The sequence below is a fragment of the Arthrobacter sp. efr-133-R2A-120 genome (assembly GCF_030209835.1).
Lineage (GTDB): Bacteria > Actinomycetota > Actinomycetes > Actinomycetales > Micrococcaceae > Arthrobacter.
In genome coordinates, this window is record NZ_JARVRF010000008.1 from 22,326 (window position 1) to 45,547 (window position 23,222).

Annotated in this window: 21 protein-coding genes, 1 tRNA gene and 1 pseudogene; 16 read left to right on the forward strand and 7 right to left on the reverse strand. The window is 64.0% G+C overall.

The features are described from left to right. Positions 1–70 precede the first annotated feature (70 nt). The 6 genes and pseudogenes from QRN52_RS05390 (at position 71) to QRN52_RS05415 (ending at position 5,634) form a co-directional block, all read left to right on the forward strand. Positions 71–1,321, forward strand: coding sequence for a pseudouridine synthase (locus QRN52_RS05390; protein ID WP_284751738.1), 1,251 nt, complete (start codon positions 71–73; stop codon positions 1,319–1,321). 3 nt (positions 1,322–1,324) lie between these two features. Next, positions 1,325–2,431 (forward strand): prephenate dehydrogenase, encoded by a 1,107-nt coding sequence (locus QRN52_RS05395; RefSeq protein WP_284751739.1) that lies wholly within the window; start codon positions 1,325–1,327, stop codon positions 2,429–2,431. Beyond that, complete coding sequence (gene cmk, locus QRN52_RS05400; protein ID WP_284751740.1) at positions 2,431–3,144, forward strand: (d)CMP kinase; 714 nt, start codon at positions 2,431–2,433, stop codon at positions 3,142–3,144. Before QRN52_RS05395 ends, cmk begins: the two co-directional genes overlap by 1 nt. Before the next feature lie 28 nt (positions 3,145–3,172). Continuing rightward, a pseudogene (locus QRN52_RS05405) lies at positions 3,173–3,869 on the forward strand (lysophospholipid acyltransferase family protein). A gap of 10 nt (positions 3,870–3,879) precedes the next feature. Next, entirely contained in the window at positions 3,880–5,430 is a 1,551-nt protein-coding gene (gene der / locus QRN52_RS05410) for a ribosome biogenesis GTPase Der (protein ID WP_284751741.1), read from the forward strand. A gap of 127 nt (positions 5,431–5,557) precedes the next feature. Beyond that, a tRNA-Pro gene (locus QRN52_RS05415) sits at positions 5,558–5,634 on the forward strand. A gap of 381 nt (positions 5,635–6,015) precedes the next feature. Here the strand turns inward: QRN52_RS05415 and QRN52_RS05420 are convergent. Further along, entirely contained in the window at positions 6,016–6,270 is a 255-nt protein-coding gene (locus QRN52_RS05420; RefSeq protein WP_284751742.1) for a hypothetical protein, read from the reverse strand. Positions 6,271–6,474: 204 nt separating this feature from the next. Here QRN52_RS05420 and QRN52_RS05425 point away from each other — a divergent pair, with 204 nt between their 5' ends. Then, on the forward strand, positions 6,475–6,825 hold the full coding sequence (locus QRN52_RS05425) for a zinc ribbon domain-containing protein YjdM (RefSeq protein ID WP_284751743.1): 351 nt from the start codon (positions 6,475–6,477) through the stop codon (positions 6,823–6,825). A 108-nt stretch (positions 6,826–6,933) separates the two neighbouring features. On the opposite strand, the gene QRN52_RS05430 is transcribed toward QRN52_RS05425, so the two are convergent. Next, positions 6,934–7,380: a MarR family winged helix-turn-helix transcriptional regulator gene (locus QRN52_RS05430; RefSeq protein ID WP_284751744.1), complete on the reverse strand. Its 447-nt coding sequence runs from the start codon at positions 7,378–7,380 to the stop codon at positions 6,934–6,936. Positions 7,381–7,553: 173 nt separating this feature from the next. Between QRN52_RS05430 and QRN52_RS05435 the strand changes: the two genes are divergently transcribed. Beyond that, complete coding sequence (locus tag QRN52_RS05435; RefSeq protein WP_284751745.1) at positions 7,554–8,777, forward strand: MFS transporter; 1,224 nt, start codon at positions 7,554–7,556, stop codon at positions 8,775–8,777. Positions 8,778–8,837: 60 nt separating this feature from the next. On the opposite strand, the gene QRN52_RS05440 is transcribed toward QRN52_RS05435, so the two are convergent. Beyond that, a complete protein-coding gene (locus QRN52_RS05440) occupies positions 8,838–9,728 on the reverse strand; it encodes a DNA-formamidopyrimidine glycosylase family protein (protein WP_284751746.1) in 891 nt (296 codons plus the stop codon). Positions 9,729–9,891: 163 nt separating this feature from the next. On the opposite strand from QRN52_RS05440, the gene gcvH reads away from it, so the two are divergent. The 5 genes from gcvH to QRN52_RS05465 all read left to right on the forward strand — a co-directional run bounded on the left by gcvH (position 9,892) and on the right by QRN52_RS05465 (position 12,974). Next, the gene (gcvH, locus tag QRN52_RS05445) at positions 9,892–10,278 is read left to right on the forward strand and encodes a glycine cleavage system protein GcvH (protein ID WP_078105597.1); all 387 of its coding nucleotides are present in this window, start codon (positions 9,892–9,894) and stop codon (positions 10,276–10,278) included. A gap of 140 nt (positions 10,279–10,418) precedes the next feature. Next, positions 10,419–10,898: an FHA domain-containing protein gene (locus QRN52_RS05450; protein WP_234753790.1), complete on the forward strand. Its 480-nt coding sequence runs from the start codon at positions 10,419–10,421 to the stop codon at positions 10,896–10,898. A gap of 20 nt (positions 10,899–10,918) precedes the next feature. Beyond that, positions 10,919–11,635: a transcriptional regulator FtsR gene (gene ftsR / locus QRN52_RS05455; RefSeq protein ID WP_234753791.1), complete on the forward strand. Its 717-nt coding sequence runs from the start codon at positions 10,919–10,921 to the stop codon at positions 11,633–11,635. Next, the gene (locus QRN52_RS05460; RefSeq protein ID WP_059389161.1) at positions 11,635–12,138 is read left to right on the forward strand and encodes a bifunctional nuclease family protein; all 504 of its coding nucleotides are present in this window, start codon (positions 11,635–11,637) and stop codon (positions 12,136–12,138) included. Before ftsR ends, QRN52_RS05460 begins: the two co-directional genes overlap by 1 nt. 242 nt (positions 12,139–12,380) lie before the next feature. Next, entirely contained in the window at positions 12,381–12,974 is a 594-nt protein-coding gene (locus QRN52_RS05465; RefSeq protein WP_284751747.1) for a MerR family transcriptional regulator, read from the forward strand. A gap of 116 nt (positions 12,975–13,090) precedes the next feature. Here the strand turns inward: QRN52_RS05465 and QRN52_RS05470 are convergent, their stop codons facing one another. Continuing rightward, a complete protein-coding gene (locus QRN52_RS05470; protein WP_284751748.1) occupies positions 13,091–13,909 on the reverse strand; it encodes a ParA family protein in 819 nt (272 codons plus the stop codon). A 314-nt stretch (positions 13,910–14,223) separates the two neighbouring features. On the opposite strand from QRN52_RS05470, the gene QRN52_RS05475 reads away from it, so the two are divergent. Continuing rightward, the gene (locus tag QRN52_RS05475; protein ID WP_284751749.1) at positions 14,224–17,619 is read left to right on the forward strand and encodes a pyruvate carboxylase; all 3,396 of its coding nucleotides are present in this window, start codon (positions 14,224–14,226) and stop codon (positions 17,617–17,619) included. Between the two features lie 98 nt (positions 17,620–17,717). On the opposite strand, the gene QRN52_RS05480 is transcribed toward QRN52_RS05475, so the two are convergent. Beyond that, a complete protein-coding gene (locus QRN52_RS05480; protein ID WP_284751750.1) occupies positions 17,718–19,529 on the reverse strand; it encodes an AMP-dependent synthetase/ligase in 1,812 nt (603 codons plus the stop codon). A 207-nt stretch (positions 19,530–19,736) separates the two neighbouring features. Between QRN52_RS05480 and QRN52_RS05485 the strand changes: the two genes are divergently transcribed. Next, a complete protein-coding gene (locus QRN52_RS05485) occupies positions 19,737–20,852 on the forward strand; it encodes an ROK family glucokinase (protein WP_284751751.1) in 1,116 nt (371 codons plus the stop codon). Between the two features lie 42 nt (positions 20,853–20,894). Here the strand turns inward: QRN52_RS05485 and QRN52_RS05490 are convergent, their stop codons facing one another. Together QRN52_RS05490 and QRN52_RS05495 are read right to left on the reverse strand one after the other, a co-directional pair. Next, a complete protein-coding gene (locus QRN52_RS05490) occupies positions 20,895–21,437 on the reverse strand; it encodes a hypothetical protein (RefSeq protein WP_284751752.1) in 543 nt (180 codons plus the stop codon). Beyond that, the gene (locus tag QRN52_RS05495) at positions 21,430–22,245 is read right to left on the reverse strand and encodes an alpha/beta hydrolase (protein ID WP_284751753.1); all 816 of its coding nucleotides are present in this window, start codon (positions 22,243–22,245) and stop codon (positions 21,430–21,432) included. The genes QRN52_RS05490 and QRN52_RS05495 overlap by 8 nt, the downstream gene beginning before the upstream one ends. Before the next feature lie 155 nt (positions 22,246–22,400). On the opposite strand from QRN52_RS05495, the gene QRN52_RS05500 reads away from it, so the two are divergent. Beyond that, positions 22,401–23,201 carry a lysophospholipid acyltransferase family protein gene (locus QRN52_RS05500; protein WP_284751754.1) on the forward strand — a complete coding sequence of 267 codons (801 nt, stop codon included), beginning with the start codon at positions 22,401–22,403 and terminating at the stop codon, positions 23,199–23,201. The last annotated feature ends 21 nt before the right edge of the window (positions 23,202–23,222 follow it).

Consider the following 23,222-nt stretch of genomic DNA (forward strand, 5'->3'; position numbering starts at 1 on the left):
CAGATATCCTCTGTCCGGCTGGCTAATGTTGAGAAAGAACAAGCCGGCCACCATAACAAAAGGACGGGTCATGACACAGGCGGGACGCCAGGGTTCACCACGTAATAGTTCGGGACGAAACGGTTCCGGACGCAACGAGTCGCAGGACTCAGGCCGCAGCGGCGCCGGCCGTATAGGAGGCAGCGGCTTCGGTGCCGGCCGGGGTGGCGCAAGCCGTGCCGGTGGCGCCTCCGGAGGCAGCAAGCGCAGCTTCTCCCCGGGCGGAGAACGCCCCTTCAAGCCAACTCGTCCGCGTGAAGAGCGCCCCTTCGATCCGGACAACCCCACTTCGGCCGGAGGCTACGGGCGTCGTGACGACGCTGGCCGCCAAGACGCGAGGCCGGCCAAGGCCCCCCGCAAGCCAGGCTCCAACAAGCCCGGCTTCGGCAAGGCTCCGGGCACCCCGGGGGCATTGAAGCCCAAGGCCGGCAACAAGAAACAGTACGCTTCCCGCGCCTTCGGCAGTGAGCGCTTCGGCCAGAACCTTGGCCCGATCCGTAAGCCCCGCGGCCGCCGCGGCGAGGTGGCCCAGTCCGAGCAGCACGACGCCGATGGCGTGCGCCTGCAGAAGGTCATGGCCCAGGCCGGCGTGGCTTCGCGCCGCGTGTGCGAGGAAATGATCGAAGAGGGCCGCGTCGAGGTCAACGGCCAGCTCACCACCGAGCTTGGCATGCGCGTCGACCCCGCGACCGCCGTGATTCACGTCGACGGCATCCGCATCCAGCTCGATGACACCATGCTCTACATGGTGTTCAACAAGCCCAAGGGCGTCGTCTCCACCATGGAAGATCCCGAGGGCCGGCCCTGCATCAGCGACTTCCTCAAGTCCGCCAAGAACAAGGGCGAGCGACTCTTCCACGTGGGCCGTCTTGACGTCGCCACCGAGGGCCTGCTGCTGCTGACCAACGACGGCGAACTCGCCAACCGCTTGACGCACCCTTCCTATGAGGTGCCCAAGACGTACCTGGTACAGGTACGCGGCCCGTTCCCGCAGGGCGTCGGCGCGAAGTTGAAGGAAGGCATCGAGCTCGAAGACGGCATCGCTTCCGTCGACTCCTTCAAGCTCGTCGACTCCACTCCGGGCCACGTGCTGATCGAGGTTGTGCTGCACTCCGGCAAGAACCGTATTGTCCGCCGTTTGTTCGAAGCCGTCGGGTTCCCCGTGCTGCGGCTCGTGCGCGTCAAGATCGGTCCCATCGGCCTGGGCGACCAGCGCCAGGGCAGCATCCGGAACCTCGGCAAGCAGGAAGTCGGACACCTCCTGGCCTCCGTAGGACTGTAAGGCATGTCGGCATTCCACTCGCACGGCCGGGGCCATCTTGACGGCCCGGTGGTCGTCTTCGGCACCGGACTGCTCGGAGCCAGCATCGGTCTCGGCCTGCGTGGCCGGGGTGTCTCCGTGTTCCTTTCGGACCCCTCGCCGACCAACCAAGCCGTCGCCGTGGATATCGGCGCGGGCAGGCCCCTGTCCGAGCTTGAGAATCCGCCCCAGCTGGTTGTCGTCGCGGCGCCGCCGGACGTGACGGCCGACGTCGTCGAGCGTGCCCTGGGCGAATACCCGGAGGCCGTTGTGGTGGACATTGCCAGCGTCAAGCTGGCAATCCAGGCCGATCTCCGGGCCCGGGGAGTGGACATGTCCCGCTACGTCGGGACGCACCCGATGGCGGGGCGCGAGAAGTCGGGGCCCGTCGCTGCCCGCGGCGAGCTCTTCACGTCAATGCCTTGGGTGCTTTGCCCGTCCGACGAGACCAACGCCGACGCGCTTCAGACGGCACGTTCCCTGGCCGGGGACCTGGGGGCGATAGTCTCCCAGTTCACGGCGGAGGAACACGATGAAGCGGTTGCGTTGGTGTCGCATTTGCCCCAGGTGATGTCGTCGCTGCTCGCCAGCCGCTTGCAAGGGACACCGCTCCACGCGCTGTCCCTGGCCGGCAACGGGCTTCGGGACACCACGAGGATTGCTGCCAGCGATCCCACCCTTTGGGTGCAGATCCTTGGCAACAACGCGGCCAAGATGGTGGATATCCTTCACGGTGTCCGTGAGGACCTCAACCGTCTGATCGGTACCTTGGAGGATCCCACCGCTCCCGGCGCCCGGCTGGACCTTGCCCAGCTCATCAGCGAGGGCAACGCCGGGCAGGCCCGGATCCCGGGAAAGCACGGCGGACCCCCGCAGGCATATTCATGGCTTACAGTTCTGGTAGACGACCGGCCCGGGCAGATCGCCAGGCTGTTGACGGAGATCGGCGAGATCGGCGTCAACGTCGAAGACCTCCGCCTGGACCACTCGTCCGGGCAGAACGTTGGCATGGTGGAACTTTCCGTCATGCCCAACAAACATGACCTCCTTGTTGAAGCCTTGACCGACCGTGGATGGCGGGTACTCCAGTAATGAAACGTGAACTTTTCGGCCCGGAGACCGTAGTACGTCCGGGAAAGCCGCTCGTTGTCGCCATCGACGGCCCGTCCGGCTCCGGCAAGTCCAGCGTCAGCAAGGAAGTTGCCCGGCGCTTGAAGCTCGCCTATCTGGACACGGGCGCGATGTACCGTGCGTTGACCTGGTACTGCCTCAAGACCGGCATCGACCTCGCAGACGGTGCCGCCGTCGAGCAGGCGTCAAAGGATCTGCCGCTGGAACTTAGCACCAGCGCCAACGTCGAATACGTCGGTGTTGCCGGCGTGGACATCACGGAGGAAATCCGCGAGCCGAGGATCTCCTCGTCCGTCAGCGCCGTTGCAACCACCCTGGGTGCCCGCAACGAATTGATTCGTCGCCAGCGCCAGCTGATCGAACAGCACCACCGCCGCATGGTGGTGGAGGGACGGGACATCACCACCGTCGTCGCGCCCAACGCGGAGGTCCGCATGCTGCTGACCGCCAGCGAGGAAGCCCGGCTGCGGCGCCGCGGCCTCCAGCTGGGCGGGACGCAGAGCCAAGAGCAGCTCGCCGCCCAAGTGATCCACCGCGACGCCAAGGACTCCACTGTGGTGAACTTCACCCAAGCGGCCGACGGCGTCGTGACGCTGGATTCCTCGGAGCTGGACTTCGAAGAAACCGTCGAAACGGCACTGAACATTGTGGGCAAGGTCATCTACGGTGACTGAAGCCCGGCTCCCGGCACGCTGGACCATGATGTGGAGCAGGCCTGTTGGCTGGCTGTTGGACCACGTCCTGTACCGGACCGCGATAACGGGACGTTCCAATGTTCCCAAAGCTGGACCGGTCATTTTCGCGGGCAACCACATCAGCTTCCTGGACGGGCCGGTGATGTTCGGCGCGGCTCCACGACCCATGCACATCCTGGTCAAGAAGGAGATGTTCAAGGGTTTCCTGGGAAAGGTGCTTCGTGCCTCGGGGCAGATTTCCATCGACCGCTCCGGTGACCGCTCGGCCCTCCAGCTCGGAAAGCAAGTGCTCGACGCCGGCCGTTGCGTGGGGATTCTCCCCGAAGGAACGCGGGGGAGCGGCACCGCCGGCAGCATCAGCAACGGCGTCGCATGGCTCGCGCTGATGACCGGAGCCACAGTGATTCCCGTGGCCATCCTCGGAACGCGGATCGGAGACGAACACCTTGATTACATTCCGAGACTGCGCCGCCAGCTGCAGGTCAGTTTCGGAGCCCCCTTGAATGTGACCCGCAGAAATGGCGAGTCGGGGCGTGTTTCAATGGACAGGGCGGCTGCGGAGATCCGCGCTGCGCTGGCTGGACACGTCCAGGATGCCGTCAAGACCACCGGTCAGTCCCTTCCGGGGGACTAAATGAACCGGCCCACAGCCAATGCAGCACCGCCAAGAAGAAGTAGCCGGGACGCCGGCAGATCACCACTAAGGAAAGTGCAATGAGCGATACGACTCACAAATCCGGCAACATCGGAGCCGGCGACGACGAATACACGCCCACCGGCACCGACCAGGTGGCTGAAAAACTCGCCGCCCTGGACGACGATGAAGCCGAACTCCGCGCAGCCTCCCTCCGGGCGGGCCTGGCAGACTACGACCTCGACGAGGACGACGCCGCCCTGCTGAGCGGACTCTACGACGACGAAGGCGAAGACGGCCCCCTCAAGCTTGACCCGGTCCTGGCCATCATTGGCCGCCCCAACGTCGGCAAGTCCACGCTGGTGAACCGCATCCTCGGCCGCCGCGAGGCCGTCGTCGAGGACACCCCGGGCGTTACCCGTGACCGCGTCATGTACTCGGCTCACTGGAATGGCCGCAACTTCACGCTGGTGGACACCGGTGGCTGGGAACACGACGCCAGGGGCATCCACGCCCGCGTCGCCGAGCAGGCCGAGATGGCCGTGGAACTGGCCGACGCAGTACTTTTCGTGGTGGACTCCGCCGTTGGCGCCACTGCCACGGACGAAGGCGTCATGAAGATGCTGCGCAAGTCCAAGAAGCCGGTCATCATGGTGGCCAATAAGGTTGACGACTTTGCGCAGGAAGCCGACTCGGCAACGCTTTGGGGCCTTGGCTTCGGCGAGCCGTACCCGGTGTCCGCCCTCCATGGCCGCGGCGTTGCCGACCTCCTGGACCACGTCATGGACACCCTGCCCGAGTTCTCCACGGTAGAAGGCGTCGAGCGCTCAGGCGGTCCCCGCCGTATTGCCCTTATCGGCCGTCCGAACGTCGGCAAGTCCTCCTTGCTGAACAAGCTGGCCGGCTCCGAGCGCGTCGTTGTCGATACCCTCGCCGGAACCACCCGCGACCCCGTGGACGAATTCATCGAACTCGGCGGCCGCACGTGGCGCTTCGTGGACACCGCAGGCATCCGCCGCCGCCAGCACATGGCGCAGGGCGCGGACTTCTACGCTTCCCTCCGTACGCAGGCCGCGCTCGAAAAGGCGGAGGTCGCCGTCGTGCTCCTCGCCGTTGACGAGGTGCTCAGCGAACAGGACGTCCGCATCCTGCAGCTCGCCATCGAGTCGGGTCGCGCGCTGGTCCTCGCGTTCAACAAGTGGGACCTGCTCGACGACGAACGTCGCCGCTACCTTGAGCGTGAAATCGAGCAGGACCTGGCACACGTTGAATGGGCCCCGCGCGTCAACATCTCCGCCAAGACCGGCTGGCACAAGGACCGTCTGGTGCCCGCGCTGGACCTCGCCTTGGAGAGCTGGGACAAGCGCATCCCCACGGGACGCCTCAACGCGTTCCTGGGCGAGCTCGTGGCCGCCCACCCGCACCCGGTCCGCGGCGGCAAGCAGCCCCGCATCCTCTTCGGCACCCAGGCATCCAGCCGTCCGCCGAAGTTCGTGCTCTTCACCACGGGCTTCCTCGATCCCGGATACCGCCGGTTCATCACTCGCCGGCTGCGCGAAACCTTTGGCTTCGACGGCACGCCGATCGAGGTCAACATGCGCGTCCGTGAAAAGCGCGGCAAGAAGCGCTAATTGAGACGCGCATCACACATGACACCCGCCAAGGTGGCATTGAGAACCTCGAACATCGTGTAAGCTTTTTGAGGTGGTTCGGCCGGACTGCTTAGGTGAAAATCTAGGCGGAGAACGGCAGGACTGACGGGCTGTAGCGCAGCTTGGTAGCGCACTTGACTGGGGGTCAAGGGGTCGCAGGTTCAAATCCTGTCAGCCCGACCAGAAAGCCGTGGGAACTCTAGGGTTCCCACGGCTTTTGCGTTTAAGCGTTCATGTTGCAGTGAGTGCGGTGGACTCTGCTCATCCGAAGGGATCGTCAGCGCCGGGATGTCGGATTCTGCTCAATCACTCGAATGGATAAACTTCGGACCCGCGAAATCACAAGGTGGGCAACTTCGGCGAAGAGAGCGATCCAGCAGAATCCGACGAAGTTCCCGAGATTCTCGCCCGACCAGAACACGCCGTCCTGACCTTCTTTGACGGGCCAAGGCGTTGAAACGACGTGACTCGCGGTGTCGCAAGCGCTTTCCCAAACCAAAGAAGGTCAGGATGGCGCATGCACGCCTTCTTTTCGAAAGCGTCGGTTCCAAAAAGCCGGCAGCCTTAGCCGCGCCCTGCCATGCGCCGGATACCTACGAAAAGGATCAGCGTCAGGTAGATCCAGATAGAAGAGAAGACGCTCAGCCCGGTCTGTTGGCTTGCCGTCAAATGCAAGGGTTCGGCGAGAATTGTCGACATTGCACGCGACGCCAGCCCAGGTAGGGCGCAGACTGTCATCAGGGCGAAGAGCCTCGGCGAGCGAAGATATATGCCCACGAGCAACCATCCCAGGGCGAGGCCCCATAGCGGCAATTGCACGGCTCATGCACCACCTTTCGGATTCTTGGACAGCAGCAATCTATGGCCGACATGTGGCGTCTCAGTGGTCAAACCTAAGAATTAAGTGGTCGACAGTACCGATCTACGTGTTCAATTCCGCGAGATCTCGGGGTTCTTGTCAGGCGTCTAAGTGTGCCCATGTCTCCGTCTACGTGTTGGACCACCCCCGACTATCATTGGACGGTGAGTGAAACCCTGCCCCCTTGCCCTGAATGCGCCAGCGAATACACCTACGAGATGGGTGCCTTGCTGGTCTGCCCCGAGTGCGCCCATGAATGGTCGCCGGCCGCGTCTGTTGAGGCAGAAGACGAGTCCACGGAGATTAAGGACGCCGTGGGCAATGTGCTCGCGGACGGGGACACGGTCACTGTAATCAAGGACCTCAAGGTCAAGGGGAGCGCCACGGCTATCAAGGTCGGAACCAAGGTCCGCAACATCCGCCTCGTGAACGGCGTGGGGGACCACGACATCGACTGCAAAGTGGACGGCTTCGGCCCCATGCAGCTCAAGTCCAGCGTGGTCAAGAAGGTCTGACGCGCCCCCAAAGGCAACCCCCAGTCCCAAAGACAACAAAACCCCGCCGTTCCACTGGAGGAGCGGCGGGGTTCGTCGTTTTGCGACTCACCGCACGCGAAACAAACCTCAGGCCCCCTGCAGCGCCCCCAACGCCTTCACCAGCGGCTCGAGCTCCGGCACCGATTCAGCGGCCGCCAGCGATTCCGCGAGGGTTTCGTCGTGGACCGGACGAGCCGCCAGCAACAGCTTCTGGCCGGCCTCGGTAAGCTCCGTGTAGATGCCGCGTCGGTCGTCGGCGCAGAGGATCCTGGTCAGCAGTGCGCGGTCTTCAAGCCGGTTCACCAAGCGCGTCGTCGCGCTGCTGGACAGTGCTGTTGCCCTCGCGAGCTGCTGCATCCGCATGTGCCAACCGTCCTGGCGGCTCAATGCGTCAAGCACCGTGTACTCAACCACTGAAAGATCCGCGGCGGACTGCAGCGCTTTCTCCAGTGCTGCCTCGATATTGCCGTGCAGAGCGGCGAGAGTCCGCCACCCCTGCGCGCGCACCTCAACGGCGTCGTCCTTGATGCCCATGTCTCCCGAAACTCCTGCCGATTGATGAAGAATCCAGACGCACGCAAAGTAGTTGCTTGCGCAATTACATGGCGCGTGCAACTATGTATGCAGCGTCTGCAACTAATATTCTACGGTTCTCTGCGGCGCACTTCCAGTCTCACGGGAATCCATCCCCACAAAGGAGCAACAACATGCCTGCAGGGTTGATCGCCCTTGCCCTCGGCGGATTCGGCATTGGCCTGACCGAGTTCGTCATCATGGGCCTCTTGCCCGAGATTGCCACCGACTTCGGAGTCAGCGAAGCGGCCGCCGGCTGGTTCATCACCGGCTATGCGCTGAGCGTCGTTGTCGGCGCCCTCCTTGTGACGGCGGCCGTGACCCGCCTGCCCCGCAAGCCTGTGCTCATCGGGCTCCTCGTCCTCTTCATCGCCGGCAACTTCCTCTCCGCCATCGCTGACAGCTACCCGGCCATGCTGATCGGTCGCATTGTTGCCGCCCTCTGTCACGGGGCTTTCTTCGGTATCGGCTCAGTGGTCGCAGCCGGCCTGGTCCCGGCCCACAAGAGGGCGGGAGCCATTGCCATTATGTTCACGGGGCTCACCGCCGCCAACGTGCTGGGTGTTCCCTTCGGAACGTTCCTCGGTCAGAACTTCGGCTGGCGGTCCACGTTCTGGGCTATCACCATCATCGGCGTTGTCGCGCTCATCGGCATCGCCCTCATGGTCCCGCGCATCAAGGAAGGGGCCGCGACCAGTAGCCTCCGCAGCGAGCTTGGTGCTTTCAAATCCAGCCAGGTGTGGCTGTCCATCATCGTCACGATTCTCGGCTTCGGCGGCATGTTCGGTGCCTTCACCTACATTGCCTTCACCCTGACCGAGGTCTCCGGATTCGATCCCCACGCCGTTCCTTGGCTCCTCGTCCTGTTTGGTGCCGGGTTGTTCGTAGGCAATATCGCCGGGGGCAAAGCGGCCGACAAATCCATCGACAAAACACTCATGGTCATCCTCGCGGGCCTGACGCTGGTGCTCGCGTTCTTCGCGCTCACCGCCGCGAGCCCGGTGGCCACCCTGTTCTCGCTGGCACTCATGGGCGGCTTCGGCTTCGCTACCGTGCCGGGCCTGCAGATGCGCGTCATGCACTTTGCCACCACCGCGCCCACCCTCGCCTCCGGCGCGAATATCGGCGCCTTCAACCTGGGCAACGCCCTCGGCGCCTGGCTGGGCGGCGTCACCATCACCATGGGCCTGGGCTACACCTCGCCGATCTGGGCCGGTGCCGCCATCACCGTAGCGGCCCTTGTCGTCATGATCGCCGCCGCCACAGCGGCCCGGCGTGGGGGAGCGGCGCAGTCCGCTTCCGCGCCGCAAGCAGCCCCCGACGTCGTACGCGAACCGGAAGCGTCACCGGTCGCCTAGGCGAACCGCAAGGAAGCCCGCCACCTGTTTTTCAAGGGCTGTGGCGGGCTTCCCCGGGGTTCAGGAGGCTTCGCTGCTGCCGCGTTTGGCCAGGATCTCGCCGTTGGTCTGGCACGTGGGACAGTACTGCAGGGAAGTCCCCACGAAGGCAACCTCCCGTACGGTGTCCCCGCAAACCGGACACGGTTCTCCGGTCCTGCCGTGCACGCGCATCGAGGCTTTCTTGGCGGGCTTCAGTTCGTCGGGCAGCTTGCCTGCGAATTCCCGGGCCGCTCCCGCGAGTATGTCCTTCATCGTGGTGAAGAGGCGGTCCACCTCCTCCGGCTCCAGCGACGAAGCGTGGGCAACCGGAGACAACTTCGCTGCGTGGAGGATTTCGTCACTGTAGGCGTTCCCGATACCTGCGATGAGTTTCTGGTTCTTCAGGACCCCCTTGACCTGCTGCCTCTTCGTGAGAAGCCTGCTGAACTGCTCCAATCCGAAGGCCGGATCGAGGGGATCCGGGCCGAGCTCGGCAATGCCATGGACTTCCTCGGGCTGACGAACGATGAAGAGGGCCAAGCCCTTCCAGGTGCCCGTGTCGGCAAGGGTGACGTCGTAATCGTGGCCATTGTTCGAAAAGCCCAATTGCGCGGCGAAGTAGCCGGCTGTCGCGGTCGCTTCAGTTTCCGGTTGGTTGTCGGCGAACCATAGCCAGCCGGACTTCGCAAAACTGACCACCAAGTAGATGGGCTCCGCATCGGCGCTCTGGGATACGGCAACCATCTCGAAAACGAGGAACTTCCCCCGTCGGCCGACGGATTCGACGGTCCGCCCGACCAGCAATTCATGGGGAACATCCGCCAGTTTCAGGGCGAACGCCGATGGCAGATGCAACTGCGTGAGGCGTGCCCCGGACAGGTGCTCGTCCAGAAAGTCGGTCAAGGCGGTGATTTCGGGCAGTTCCGGCATGATCGCGCTCCTCCGACGGCGTTGCAGGACTATGCGGCTCGAGTCTGCTTCCAATCATTCCAGACACCTGTGGGGAGGGGGCATGGATGTGCTTATACTTTCAGCGGTGGCCGGATGACCGGGCCGCCGTCGTGGTCCGAAATGTCCCGATGAAAGGCGACTCATGAGCAACATTCCTGCCGATCTTTCCTACACCGCCGAACATGAATGGGTCAGTGCCCCGAATGCAGACGGCGTCGTGCGCGTCGGCATCACGGACTTCGCCCAGGATGCACTCGGCGATGTCGTGTACGCCCAGCTGCCCGAGCCCGGCACAACCGTGAAGGGCAACGACGTCGTGGGTGAAGTCGAATCCACGAAGAGCGTGAGCGACATATACGCCCCGGTCAGCGGCGAAATTGTTTCCCGCAACGAGGCTCTCGACACCGACTCTGCCCTGATCAACTCGGATCCCTACGGTGACGGCTGGCTGTTCGAAGTAAAGCTTTCGGAAGCTGACGCCATCGAGACCCTTCTCAGTGCATCAGAGTACGAACAACAGGTAGGCTAAATGGTATCTGGCCCGCCAAGTCGGTTCTCCCCGGAACAGGGGAGCGACGGCGGCGGGCCAGCGACCTGTTTGGCCCGGGGGAACCGGGCAGTTGCGTAACCGGTAGTTTTGTCAACTGCCGGCGGATGAGGAGGATTTCCATGGTTGGCGGCAAGCGGAACCACGCCCGGGACGAGCACGGTGCTGTAGAACAGCCAACCTCGGAGACCACCTCAATCCAGCTCACGCCTGTGCGCCACCACGAGCCGGATGCCCGGCCGCCGCTGGCGGCCGAGGAGCGCGCTGCGGTGCAGGCATTGCCTCCTGGCTCGGCCTTGCTGATTGCCCACACCGGCCCGAATGCGGGAGCGCGGTTCCTCCTGGATTCTGACACCACAACGGCTGGTCGCCACCCGGATGCGGACATCTTCCTGGATGACGTGACGGTTTCGCGCAAGCACGTGGAATTCGTGCGCACCCCCGAGGGCTTCGAAGTGGTGGACACCGGAAGCCTCAATGGCACTTACGTCAACCAAGACCGGGTGGACAACGTCCTGCTCAAGAACGGCAGCGAGGTCCAGATCGGTAAGTTCCGTCTCACCTACTACCTGAGCCCTGCCCGCGCAGCAGGCCAAGACTGATTCCGGGTACGCCTGTGGCACTGCCCCAGCCGGAACGGCGAGGACCGCAGGTCCTCAACATCGGAGAGGTCCTCGCTCAACTCAGCGACGACTTTCCCACCATGACGGCGTCCAAGATCCGTTTTCTCGAGGAAAAGGGATTGATCAATCCGAAGCGCACGCCCGCCGGCTATCGGCAATACGCCGAAAGCGACGTGGAGCGTCTGCGTTTCGTCCTGGCGCTCCAGCGTGACCAGTACCTGCCCCTCAAGGTCATCAAGGATTACCTGGACGCGATCGATCGTGGCGAGCGTCCCGAAAACCTCCCGCCGGGGGTGTCGGTTTCCCCCCGGATTGTCTCGGACGAGCTTGCGGCCGAGCTGCAGGGCCGCGCACGCGCCTTGAGCGAGGAACAGCTGCGAACGGAATCCGGGGCGAGTGTCCCGCTCTTGCAGTCCCTCCTTAGTTTTGGGCTCATCAGCCATGTCAACGGCAAATTCGACGAACATGCCCTGCAAGTGGCGCGCGCGTGCGTGCAGCTCGAAAGCCACGGACTTGAGCCGCGGCACCTCCGTCCGTTCCAAGCGGCAGCCGAACGCGAATTCGGCTTGGTGGAGCGGGTCGTCGCGCCTTTGACGTCCCGCAAGGACGCGGCATCGCAATCCAGGGCCGCGGAAGCCGCCCGGGAAATCAGTGAACTCTGCCTCAGCCTGCATCGAGCCTTGGTGCAGGACCGTATCTCCCGTATGGACGCATGATGATTGAGGTCGAGATCGTTGGAGTGCGGATTGAACTGCCTTCAAACCAGCCTTTGGTCCTCCTGCGTGAGATGCACGGGGAACGCCACGTTCCGATCTGGATCGGCACACCCGAAGCCAGCGCCATCGCCCTGGCCCAGCAAGGCGTGGTGCCGCCCCGGCCGATGACCCACGATTTGATGATCGACGTCGTTGAAGCACTCGGCCACACGATCATCAGCGTGAACATCGTCGCGGTCGAGGACAACATCTTCTACGGTCAGCTCCAGTTCGACGACGGCACTGTGGTGAGTTCCCGCGCTTCCGATGCGCTGGCGCTTGCGTTGCGGGCAAAATGCCGCATCTGGTGTGCAGACGCCGTGATGGAAGAAGCCGGCGTCCGGATCACTGAACACGACGAAGGCGAAGACACCGAGCCGGGTCCCGAAGTTGACGAGGAACGGGAACTTCGCCGCTTCCGGGAATTCCTGGACGATGTAGAGCCAGAGGATTTCGAAGGCTGAAGGCAGCCTAAGGTTAAAGTTGAGGGTGAAAGTTTCGACACGATCTGAAAATGGTTCGGACGTCTTTGACCTGAGGCCCCGGCACGCCTAACGTCGAAGATATCAAGTTCCCGTTGCGTACAGGACCCGCGCAGGTCACACTGAAAGGTGCGGACGCGTTGAAATTACACGAGTGCATTTCCCCCTTTCGTGTTGCCCCCGTATGCACCATCCCCAAGGGAACTTCTGACAAGGAGGGTCACGTGAGTCCCAAAGGCGAAGCAGGCGAGCTAAAGCAGGCCTCGACAGGCATTGCTGTACCCGCAAGCGGTGCCCAGGGTCTGCTTTTCACCGAGGACCTTCCGGTCCTGGACGAAGATGCCGGCTACCGTGGTCCAACCGCGTGCAAGGCGGCAGGGATTACCTACCGCCAGTTGGACTACTGGGCACGTACAGGACTTGTTGAACCCGCCGTGCGGGGCGCAGCCGGTTCCGGATCGCAGCGGCTTTATGGCTTCCGCGACATCCTGGTTCTCAAAGTCGTCAAGCGCCTCCTGGACACAGGTGTGTCCCTCCAGCAGATCCGCACGGCCGTTGAGCATTTGCGCGAACGCGGAGTGGAAGACCTGGCGCAAATCACGCTCATGAGCGATGGTGCGAGTGTCTATGAATGTACTTCCGCGGACGAAGTCATTGATCTGGTACAGGGTGGCCAGGGCGTATTCGGCATCGCAGTCGGACGCGTTTGGCGCGAAGTCGAGGGCAGCCTTGCTGCGCTCCCGAGCGAGCACGCTGTAGAACAGTCCTTTCCGGACGACGAACTCAGTAAGCGCCGCTCCGCGCGCCGCACCGGCTGAACCGCCGTCGGGATCGCCGAGAGCTGCCGCTGAAGACCGATGAAGCCGCCTTCCAACCGGAAGGCGGCTTCATCGCGATTCTCGAAGGGGGTGCCTTGTGCCCCGCAGATTCCCCGTCAGCGCTTGCGGCGCTCCCGCGTGCCGTTGTGGGAGGAGAACATATTCTCCAGGAGCGTGTCAAACAGCTTGGCAGTGTTCTTGGCAGAGTCGCCAGGCCAGTGGTGTACAGCGTGGGCGGCCCCCTGGATTTGCTGCCAATTAGCCTGCTCCGGAATATGCGGTGCCAGTAAGAGCTCGCCGAACATCGATTCCATCTCAGCGAGCCGGAACGTGTGCTCGGACGAGGCGGGCCGGACCCGGTTGGCAACAATGCCCGCAGGAGCCAGTTGGGGAGCGAACTCCTGGCGGAAAAGTTGGATGGCGCGCATGGTGCGTTCCGTGCCGGCTACCGAGAAGAGCCCTGGTTCGGCGACGAGGACCACGCGGTCACTCGCGCTCCAGGCCATACGGGTGAGGCCGTTGAGGGAAGGTGGACAGTCTACGAGTACCAGCTCGTACTTTTCGGCCGTGGCAAGGACCGCGGTCAGGCGGCGGAGATCGCGGCGCCCAAGATCCGGCCGATCATAGATTCCGGTGTAGGCGGATCCGACGGCGACATCAAGGGCCGTCCCTCCACCATTGCCGCGGGGGTGGTCAACCCAGCCGCTGCTGACCACGTTGTCCAAGAGCCTCGCCTTGCGGGGGTTCTTCAGCATGCGGCCAATGTCGAGCTGGTCGCCGGCCTGGACGCCGAGGGCCGTGGTGGCGTCGGCGTGGGGATCCAGGTCCACAACAAGGGTAGGGATGCCTGCGGCCAGTGCGGCCGAGGCCAGCCCAGTGGTTACGGATGTCTTGCCCACGCCGCCTTTGAGGCTGCTGATGCTGACTACTTGCACTTGAAAACCCAAAACCTAACGCCGGTTGCCGTGTCGCGGTGCTTATATTCCGGCCTTGCCGGAACCGGGGCTCTGCCGCTGCCCTTCAACATCATATGTTGAGTGGCCGCCGATTCCTGCCTTATCGGCCCGGAGCGGCTTTGACGGACTATTACTTCGCTGGCTTATTAGCACGTGAAGCTGCATCGTGCGCGAAGGTACACTGCTCGTGACGAATTCCCGTGTGACTGTCACCACAAAGATTTGTGTTTGGGTATGGAGGTCTTACACACTGTGACCACCGACCGTTACACCCGCAATGATGCAGGAGAAGCATGTTTTCCAAGATTCTGGTGGCTAATCGCGGCGAAATCGCGATCAGGGCCTTCCGCGCTGGCTACGAACTCGGCGCCAAGACCGTAGCGGTCTTTCCGTATGAGGATCGCAATTCGATCCACCGGCAGAAGGCTGATGAGGCTTATCTGATCGGCCAGGAGGGTCATCCGGTCCGCGCGTACCTTGACGTGGACGAGATCGTCCGTGTCGCCAAGGAAGCGGGTGCAGACGCAATCTACCCGGGCTACGGATTCCTGTCCGAAAACCCGGACCTCGCCCGGGCAGCGCAAGACGCAGGCATCACTTTTGTGGGCCCGCCGGCGGAGGTGCTGGAACTCGCCGGCAACAAGGTTGCCGCACTTGAGGCCGCCCGCAAGGCCGGCGTGCCGGTCCTGAAGTCCAGCGCCCCGTCCCGCGACGTCGACGAGCTCATCGCCGCGGCCGACGAGATCGGATTCCCGATCTTCGCCAAGGCCGTCGCCGGTGGCGGTGGCCGTGGCATGCGCCGGGTGGAGACCCGCGAGGACCTCCCGGAAGCACTCCAGTCGGCCATGCGCGAGGCGGACGCTGCCTTCGGCGATCCCACCATGTTCCTGGAGCAGGCAGTGCTGCGTCCCCGTCACATCGAGGTCCAGATCCTGGCCGATGCAGAGGGTAACGTCATGCACCTCTTCGAGCGCGACTGCTCCCTGCAGCGCCGCCACCAGAAAGTGGTGGAAATCGCTCCGGCCCCCAACCTTGACGAATCCATCCGCCAGGCCCTTTACCGGGATGCCGTGGCTTTCGCGAAGGCCCTGAACTACGTCAACGCCGGAACGGTCGAGTTCCTGGTGGACACCGAGGGCGAACGCGCCGGCCAGCACGTCTTCATCGAGATGAACCCACGCATCCAGGTTGAGCACACGGTCACCGAGGAAATCACGGACGTTGACCTCGTCCAGGCGCAGATGCGCATCGCTTCGGGCGAGACCCTCGCAGACCTCGGCTTGAGCCAGGAGTCGGTATTTATCAAAGGTGCCGCGCTGCAGTGCCGCATCACCACGGAAGATCCCGCTAACGGCTTCCGGCCCGACGTCGGAAGGATCACCGGCTACCGTTCCGCGGGTGGCGCCGGTGTCCGTCTCGACGGCGGCACCGTCTACTCGGGTGCCGAGATCAGCCCCCACTTCGACTCCATGCTGGTCAAGCTGACCTGCCGCGGACGCGACTACCCGGCTGCAGTGGCCCGCGCCCGGCGCGGTCTGGCTGAGTTCCGGATCCGTGGTGTGTCCACCAACATCCCCTTCCTCCAGGCAGTCCTTGCCGATCCCGACTTCATTGCCGGCAACGTGGCAACCGACTTCATCGACAAGCGCCCGGAACTGCTGAAGTCCCACGTCTCCGCGGACCGCGGCACCAAACTCCTGACCTGGTTGGCCGATGTGACGGTCAACAAGCCCAACGGCGAACTCAAGGTCCACTCGGACCCCGCAGCCAAGCTCCCGGCGGTTGCAGGGACCGTAGCAGCGGCCGGCTCGCGCCAGAAGCTGCAGGAGTTGGGACCTGAGGGCTTTGCGAAGGCGCTGCGCGAGCAGCAGGCCGTGGCCGTCACGGACACCACCTTCCGCGATGCCCACCAGTCGCTGCTTGCCACCCGCGTCCGTACCCGCGACCTCGTCGCGGCCGGCCCTGCGGTCTCCGCGCTGCTGCCCGAGCTGCTGTCGGTCGAAGCCTGGGGCGGTGCAACCTACGACGTCGCCCTGCGCTTCCTCGGCGAGGATCCTTGGGACCGTCTGGCCGCCCTGCGCAAGGCGCTGCCCAATGTCTGCCTGCAGATGCTGCTCCGTGGCCGTAACACGGTTGGGTACACGCCCTACCCGGAGGAAGTCACCGAGGCATTCGTCAACGAGGCCGCGGCAACGGGCATCGACATCTTCCGCATCTTCGACGCCCTCAACGACGTCAACCAGATGGCCCCGGCCATCCGCGCGGTTCGGGCCACCGGCACTGCGGTAGCCGAGGTGGCACTCTGTTACACCGGCGATCTCCTCGACCCGAACGAGAACCTGTACACCCTCGACTACTACCTGGACCTCGCCCAGAAGATCGTCGACGCCGGTGCGCACATCCTCGCCATCAAGGACATGGCCGGCCTGCTTCGCCCCGCCGCCGCAGCCAAGCTTGTCAGCGCCTTGCGTGAACGTTTCGACCTACCGGTCCACCTGCACACCCACGACACCGCAGGTGGCCAGCTGGCCACCCTGCTGGCAGCCGTGGAAGCCGGCGTGGACGCGGTCGACGTCGCGTCAGCGTCCCTGGCTGGCACGACGAGCCAGCCGTCGGCGTCGGCCCTTGTGGCGGCCTTGGCACACACCCCCCGCGACACCGGGCTCAGCCTGGCCAGCGTCAGCTCCCTGGAGCCCTACTGGGAAGCTGTCCGCCGGGTCTACGCGCCGTTCGAGTCCGGGCTTCCCGGTCCCACAGGCCGGGTCTACCAGCACGAAATCCCGGGTGGCCAGTTGTCCAACCTGCGCCAGCAAGCCATCGCGCTGGGCCTGGGCGAGCGTTTCGAAGCCATTGAGGACATGTACACCGCCGCGGACCGTATCTTGGGACGCTTGGTCAAGGTGACGCCGTCCTCCAAGGTGGTGGGCGATCTCGCGCTGCACCTCGTGGGAATCCACGCAGATCCCGCGGACTTCAACGAGAACCCGCAGAACTACGACATCCCGGACTCCGTCATCGGCTTCCTGTCGGGTGAACTGGGAGATCCTCCTGGAGGATGGCCGGAGCCGTTCCGCACCAAGGCGCTCCAGGGCCGCAGCATCAAGGTCCGCGACGTCGAACTCAGTGCCGAGGACAGCGCGGCGCTCAAGGGCGATTCCAAGTCGCGCCAGAGGACGCTGAACCGGCTGCTGTTCGCAGGTCCCACCAAGGACTACCTCAAGAGCGTGGACACTTATGGCAATCTGTCCGTGCTTGACACCCGCGACTACCTCTACGGTCTCCAGCTCGGTGCCGAACACGTCATGGAGCTCGAAAAGGGCGTGCGCCTCATCGCCTCCTTGGAAGCAGTCTCGGAGCCTGACGAAAAGGGCATGCGCACCGTCATGTGCAAGCTCAACGGCCAGTCCCGTCCCGTGGTGGTTCGCGACAAGTCGGTCGTCAGCAACGTGAAGGCTGCGGAGAAAGCAGATGCGTCCCAGCCCGGCCAGGTCGCGGCGCCGTTCGCCGGCGCTGTGACCTTGACCGTCAAAGCAGGCGACGCCGTCAAGGCGGGTGACACTGTCGCGACCATTGAGGCGATGAAGATGGAGGCATCCATCACGACGCCGGTGGCCGGCACGGTCTCGCGCCTCGCCATCAACAACGTGGAGCAGGTCCAGGGCGGCGATCTGTTGATCGTGGTCGAGTAGCGGCCCGCTCCTCCGCGGAGCACGCAAGAAGGAAGGTCCCGGGCTCAAAAGCCCGGGACCTTCCTGTTGTTTTGACTGATGTGTCGGGACGCGGTGTGTCAGGACGCCTTGGGTGCCGAGTACATTTCCTCGATCACGGCGTCGAAGTCCTTCATAACCTGGGCGCGCTTGACCTTCAACGACGGCGTGAGGTGGCCGGAAGCCTCGGTGAAGTCGGACGGCACAATCCGGAATGACTTGATCGCCTCCGCATGCGAGACGGACTGGTTCGCGTGGCTGATCAGTTCCTGGACGGCTGCCCGGACGAGGGCGTTGTCCGCGGCGGCCGTCGTCGTAGTGGACGCAGGAAGGCCGTGACGCTCCAGCCAGCCCGGCAGGGCTTCCTCGTCGAGGGTGACCAGCGCGCCGATAAAGGGCCGGTTGTCGCCGATGACAAGGACCTGGGACACCAAGGCGTCTGCGCGGATCTGGTCTTCCAAAAGGGCCGGTACGACGTTCTTACCGCTGGCCGTGACGATGATTTCCTTCTTGCGCCCCGTGATCTTCAGGAAACCCTGCTCATCCAGTTCGCCGATGTCGCCCGTGCGGAACCACCCGTCCACGAAGGTTTCCGCGGCGAGGTCATCCCGCTTGAAGTAGCCCTTCATGACGCACACGCCTTTGGCGAGGATTTCGCCGTCGTCGGCGATCTTGACCGCATTGCCGGGAAGCGGGGCTCCCACCGTGCCGATCTTGATCAGGGACGGGGTGTTGACTGAAATGGGTGCCGTGGTCTCTGTCAGGCCGTAACCTTCCAGGATCTGCAAGCCGATACCGTGGAAGAAATGGCCCAGCCGTTCGCCGAGCGGGCCGCCGCCGGAGACGGCGTGGCTGACGTGGCCACCCATCGCAGCGCGAAGCTTCCCGTACACCAAACGGTCGAAGACTGCGTGCTTGAGCCTCAGCACCAAGCCGACGGATCCGGATTGCTGCGCCCTGGAGTAGGCGATCGCCGTGTCCACTGCCTTGTGGAAAATGGCCCCCTTGCCGCCGTCCTCGGCCTTGGTGAGGGCCGAGTTGAACACCTTCTCGAAGACACGGGGAACAGCAAGTATGAAGGACGGCTGGAAGCTCTGCAGGTCCGCCAACAGGTTCTTGATATCCGGAGTGTGTGCCACCTGGGCACCGGCGGCGACGGCCAGGACCGAGATGAAACGGGCAAAGACGTGGGCCAGTGGGAGGAACATGATGGTCTTGGCGTTCTCGTTGACGACGTCGCCGAGGGAAGCCAAGGCGTTCTCCGAGAGCTCAACGAAGTTGCCGTGCGTGAGTTCGCAACCCTTGGGGCGGCCCGTGGTGCCGGAGGTGTAGATGATCGTTGCGACGTCGGCAAGCACGGCGCTGCTGCGGCGGGCCTCGAGTTCCTCGTCGCTGACACCGCTGCCGGAGCTGCGAAGGGCATCAAGGACGCCGCCTTCAAGCTGCCAGACATGGGCGACAGAGCCGAGGCCTTCAGCCGTGACGGCCTGGCGGATGACGTCCTCGTGGTGTGCGGACTCGGCGAATGCGGCAACAGCGCCGGAGTCGCCGAGGTTCCAGGCCACTTGCGACGGCGACGATGTTTCATAGATCGGCACGGAAATACCGCCTGCGAACCAAACGGCGAAGTCCACGAGGGACCATTCGTAACGGGTCCTTGACATGATGCCCACCCGGTCGCCCACACTGACGCCGTTGGCGATCAGGCCTTTGGCCAGGGCCGACACGTCCTTGAGGAAGTCCGTTGCCCGGATGTCCTGCCATTGGCCGGCGCTGTTGAGCTTGGCAAACAGTGCCGGATTGGATGGCTTGGCGGCCTGACGAACCACGAGGTCCGTAATGTTGGTTTCGGGGGCAACATTCACCAGGGGCGGAACACTGAATTCACGCACGATAGCTCCTTCGATATCAACAGACCATTGCGGGGCTGCTCTAACTCTATACGGCCAAGTAATGGGTGTGGCGCAATTCACCTTACTCAAGTTACTGATGAGTAACTTTACGTGAAGCGGGGGATTCCTCCAATGCGGGCGTGCGGACACTCCGTCCACACAGTGTCCATGTCAGTACATATGCGGCACTCGGAATAGGATGGCGACATGCCCCTGAATTCATCCAACGACCAGTCCCCGGCAAGAGTTCGGAAGATTTCCTGGTCCGGTTCAACTGCAACCGGCCGGCGCCCCGGCTCCACGCACGGAGGCCCGCGTTGGGAATCGGTGCCATGGGCCGCGCGCCGTTCCCATCTTGGCCGCAGGGGGCTGGCGATCGGGATCGACATCGGCGGCACGAAGGTGGCAGCGGGAGTCGTGGATCCCTCGGGCCACGTAGTCGAGGAAGCGCGGCGCTCCACGCCCGGCAACGACGCCCGCGCGGTAGAGCAGGTGATCGTCGAGCTTGTCCAGGAGCTGGGCAAAAGCCACCGGATTGGCTCCGTGGGGATCGGCGCCGCCGGTTGGATGGATCTCGACGGCGGCACGGTGCTGTTCAGCCCGCATCTCGCCTGGCGCAACGAGCCGCTGCGCGAAAACCTGCAGAGCCTGCTGAGGCGCCCGGTCCTTGTCACCAACGACGCCGATGCTGCTGCCTGGGCTGAATGGCGCTTCGGCGCCGGTCTTGGGGAGAGCCGCCTCGTCTGCATCACGCTCGGCACCGGCATCGGTGGTGCCATGGTCATGGACGGACGGGTGGAACGTGGGCGGTTCGGCGTGGCAGGGGAGTTCGGCCACCAGATCGTGGTTCCCGGCGGGCATCGCTGCGAATGCGGCAACCGCGGCTGCTGGGAGCAATATGCCTCAGGTAACGCGCTCGGCAGGGAAGCCCGGGAGCTTGCCCTCCGGAATTCACCGGTCGCCTACGAATTGCTCAAGGCTGCCGGTGGCTTGGCCGAGAACATCACGGGCGTTACCGTGACCGAGCGGGCAAAAGCCGGGGACTCCGCTTCGAGGGAGCTCTTGGAAGAAGTGGGGCACTGGCTCGGGCTTGGCCTGGCGAACCTGGCGGCCGCGCTCGACCCGGGAACGTTTGTCATCGGCGGCGGGCTGTGCGACGCCGGTGAGCTTCTTGTCGGCCCTGCGCGGACAGCATTCACCCGGAACCTCACCGGCCGCGGTTTCCGCCCCGCGGCCGCCATCAAGCTTGCCGCGCTGGGACCGCGGGCGGGGATGATCGGCGCTGCCGACCTGTCCCGGGTCAGCGGCAGGGCGCGCGGCTAGTACGGGCTCGGCCGCGAGGGGATGCGCAGTGCGGCAGCCCGCTTAGACGCGGGCGCCGTCGTCGTTCTCGTCTTTCTCCTGCGGCAGCTTCATGATGAGGTACACGACCGATGCCAGGAAGGTCGCGAGGATGCCCATCACGGCGAGGAGCGGTGCCGAGCGCCAGAACATGGCGGTGAACAGCAGGGCAAGCGGGCCGCCCACGGCTCCGAGCCAGGCGAGCATGGTCAGGGGTTCGGTGCCGGCCAGGCTCGGCGGGTCCTCAGGGACGAAGCCGTTCTCATCCTCGACGTCGTAGTCGCGTGGACCGGGCTCCGCGCTGCTCGCGGATTCTTCGGCAGCGCCCCTTTTGGACAAGCCAAGAGGATCGAAGTCTTGGAAGGAACGGGACGACGATCGGCCGGGAACGTCGTCCGGACCCGTACCCGCATCTGTTCCGGAATCGCTGGTGGGCTCCTCCGCCGTCGGCGCTTCGTCCAGGGCCGAGGAAGGCATCGACTCGAGCCGGGCCACCAAATCGAGCCAGACGGCGTCGTCGTCCTTGTTTGCGCTCTGGTCGGGGGAGTCAGGCCCTGGCCTATTCATGGGGTGAATCCCGGAGCTCGGTGCCGGACTGGCCGGCAGGGGCGGAACTGCTTGTCAGTCCTGCCATCGTTTTCCTGATGAATTCGGCCGAGCCCCGGAATATCTCCAGGGCATCGTTGTCCAGCGTGGCCACGTGGTAGCTGTTCTCCAAGGTGCTGAACTCCATCGAAGCTGTGACGCGCTCCTTCAACTGCTTGATGCTCCGATCCGAAACGACGTGGTCCACGGAGGAACGGAAGACGCGTACGGGAGCGGAAATCCGGGGGAGCAGGGTGATGGTGTCCTTGTACATCTTCTTCAACTCATGGGCAGCGGCGACCGGAGTCCTGGGGTATGCCCCCTCGTCCATGCCCGGCTTGAGGATGTCGTTGGCAATGGCCGGGGTGGATTTCATGACGTGCTTCAGGATGCCGACCATGGCGGCGCGGGGATCATCGATCACCAGTCCCGGATTGACGACGACGGTACCGGCGACGGGCCGCGTAGCCGCGATCCGGAGGGCCAGTGTCCCTCCCATCGACAGGCCGGCGGCGAAGACGAAGTCGCACTCGGCCTGGAGCTCGAGATACGCGGCATCCACCGTATGGTGCCATTCCTGCCAGTGCCGCGTGGCCATGTCCTGCCACGTGGTCCCATGGCCCGGAAGGAGGGGGAGTCGGACGGCGTAGCCTTCGGCCGCCAGGTACTCGGCCCAGGGGCGCATGCTGTGCGGACTGCCCGTGAAGCCGTGGCTCATCACGACACCGATGCTGGGTCCACTACCGGTGAAGTCGCTGGCGTATGGCGAGGGATCGGGGAGAGTGTTCATGATGACTCCGAGGCTACTCTGTTGGCGGCACTGCTTTCCGTGATGAGTCCATCGTGTCACTGTTCGGGACATTTCTCACTGGAGTAGGGTGGCTTCTGAATGCGGGCCGGGACCGTCCGGACGCCTTGCAGACGCCGCCCCGGAGAGGAACCAACGTGTTCTATTGGGTCATGAAGCGGATCTTTTTGGGTCCGCTTCTCAAATTGCTGTTCCGCCCCTGGGTCAAGGGCCTCGACAATGTCCCCCACGATGGCGCCGCGATTCTCGCTTCCAATCATTTGTCCTTTTCAGACTCGATCTTCATGCCGGTGATGGTGCCCCGGCGCGTCAGTTTCCTCGCCAAGTCCGAGTACTTCACGGGGACCGGGCTCAAAGGCAGGCTTACGGCCACGTTCTTCAGGCTCACCAACCAGTTGCCGATGGACCGTTCGGGCGGGGCCGCGTCCGAGTTGTCCTTGCAGGCCGGTAGGGACGTCCTGGCCGGCGGCGGCCTCCTGGGCATCTACCCGGAGGGCACCCGCAGTCCCGATGCCAGGCTCTACCGGGGCAAAGTGGGGGTCGCCAAACTTGCGCTCCAAACCCGCGTGCCCGTTGTTCCCGTCGCGATGATCGGCACCGAAAAAGTCCAACCGATCGGCAAGCGTTTGCCCAACATCCGCCGGATCGGGATCATTTTCGGGCAGGCGTTGGACTTCAGCCGGTACTACGGCCAAGAGGAAGACCATTCCGTTCAACGCGCCGTGACCGACGAAATCATGTACGAACTCATGCGGCTCTCCGGGCAGGAATACGTTGACGAATACGCCGCCGTCGTCAAGCAACGGCTGGCCGGGCAGCTTCCGGAGCCGGCTAGCGGAAGCGAAGCGAATCCAGCAGGCGCCGATGAAGAAGGCAGACGCCTCCCCGGCAACGGTTCAGGGCAGGACGGCGACGGCACAGTAGCCGGGAAAGTGTGACGGACGGCGGATAAGGGTTAC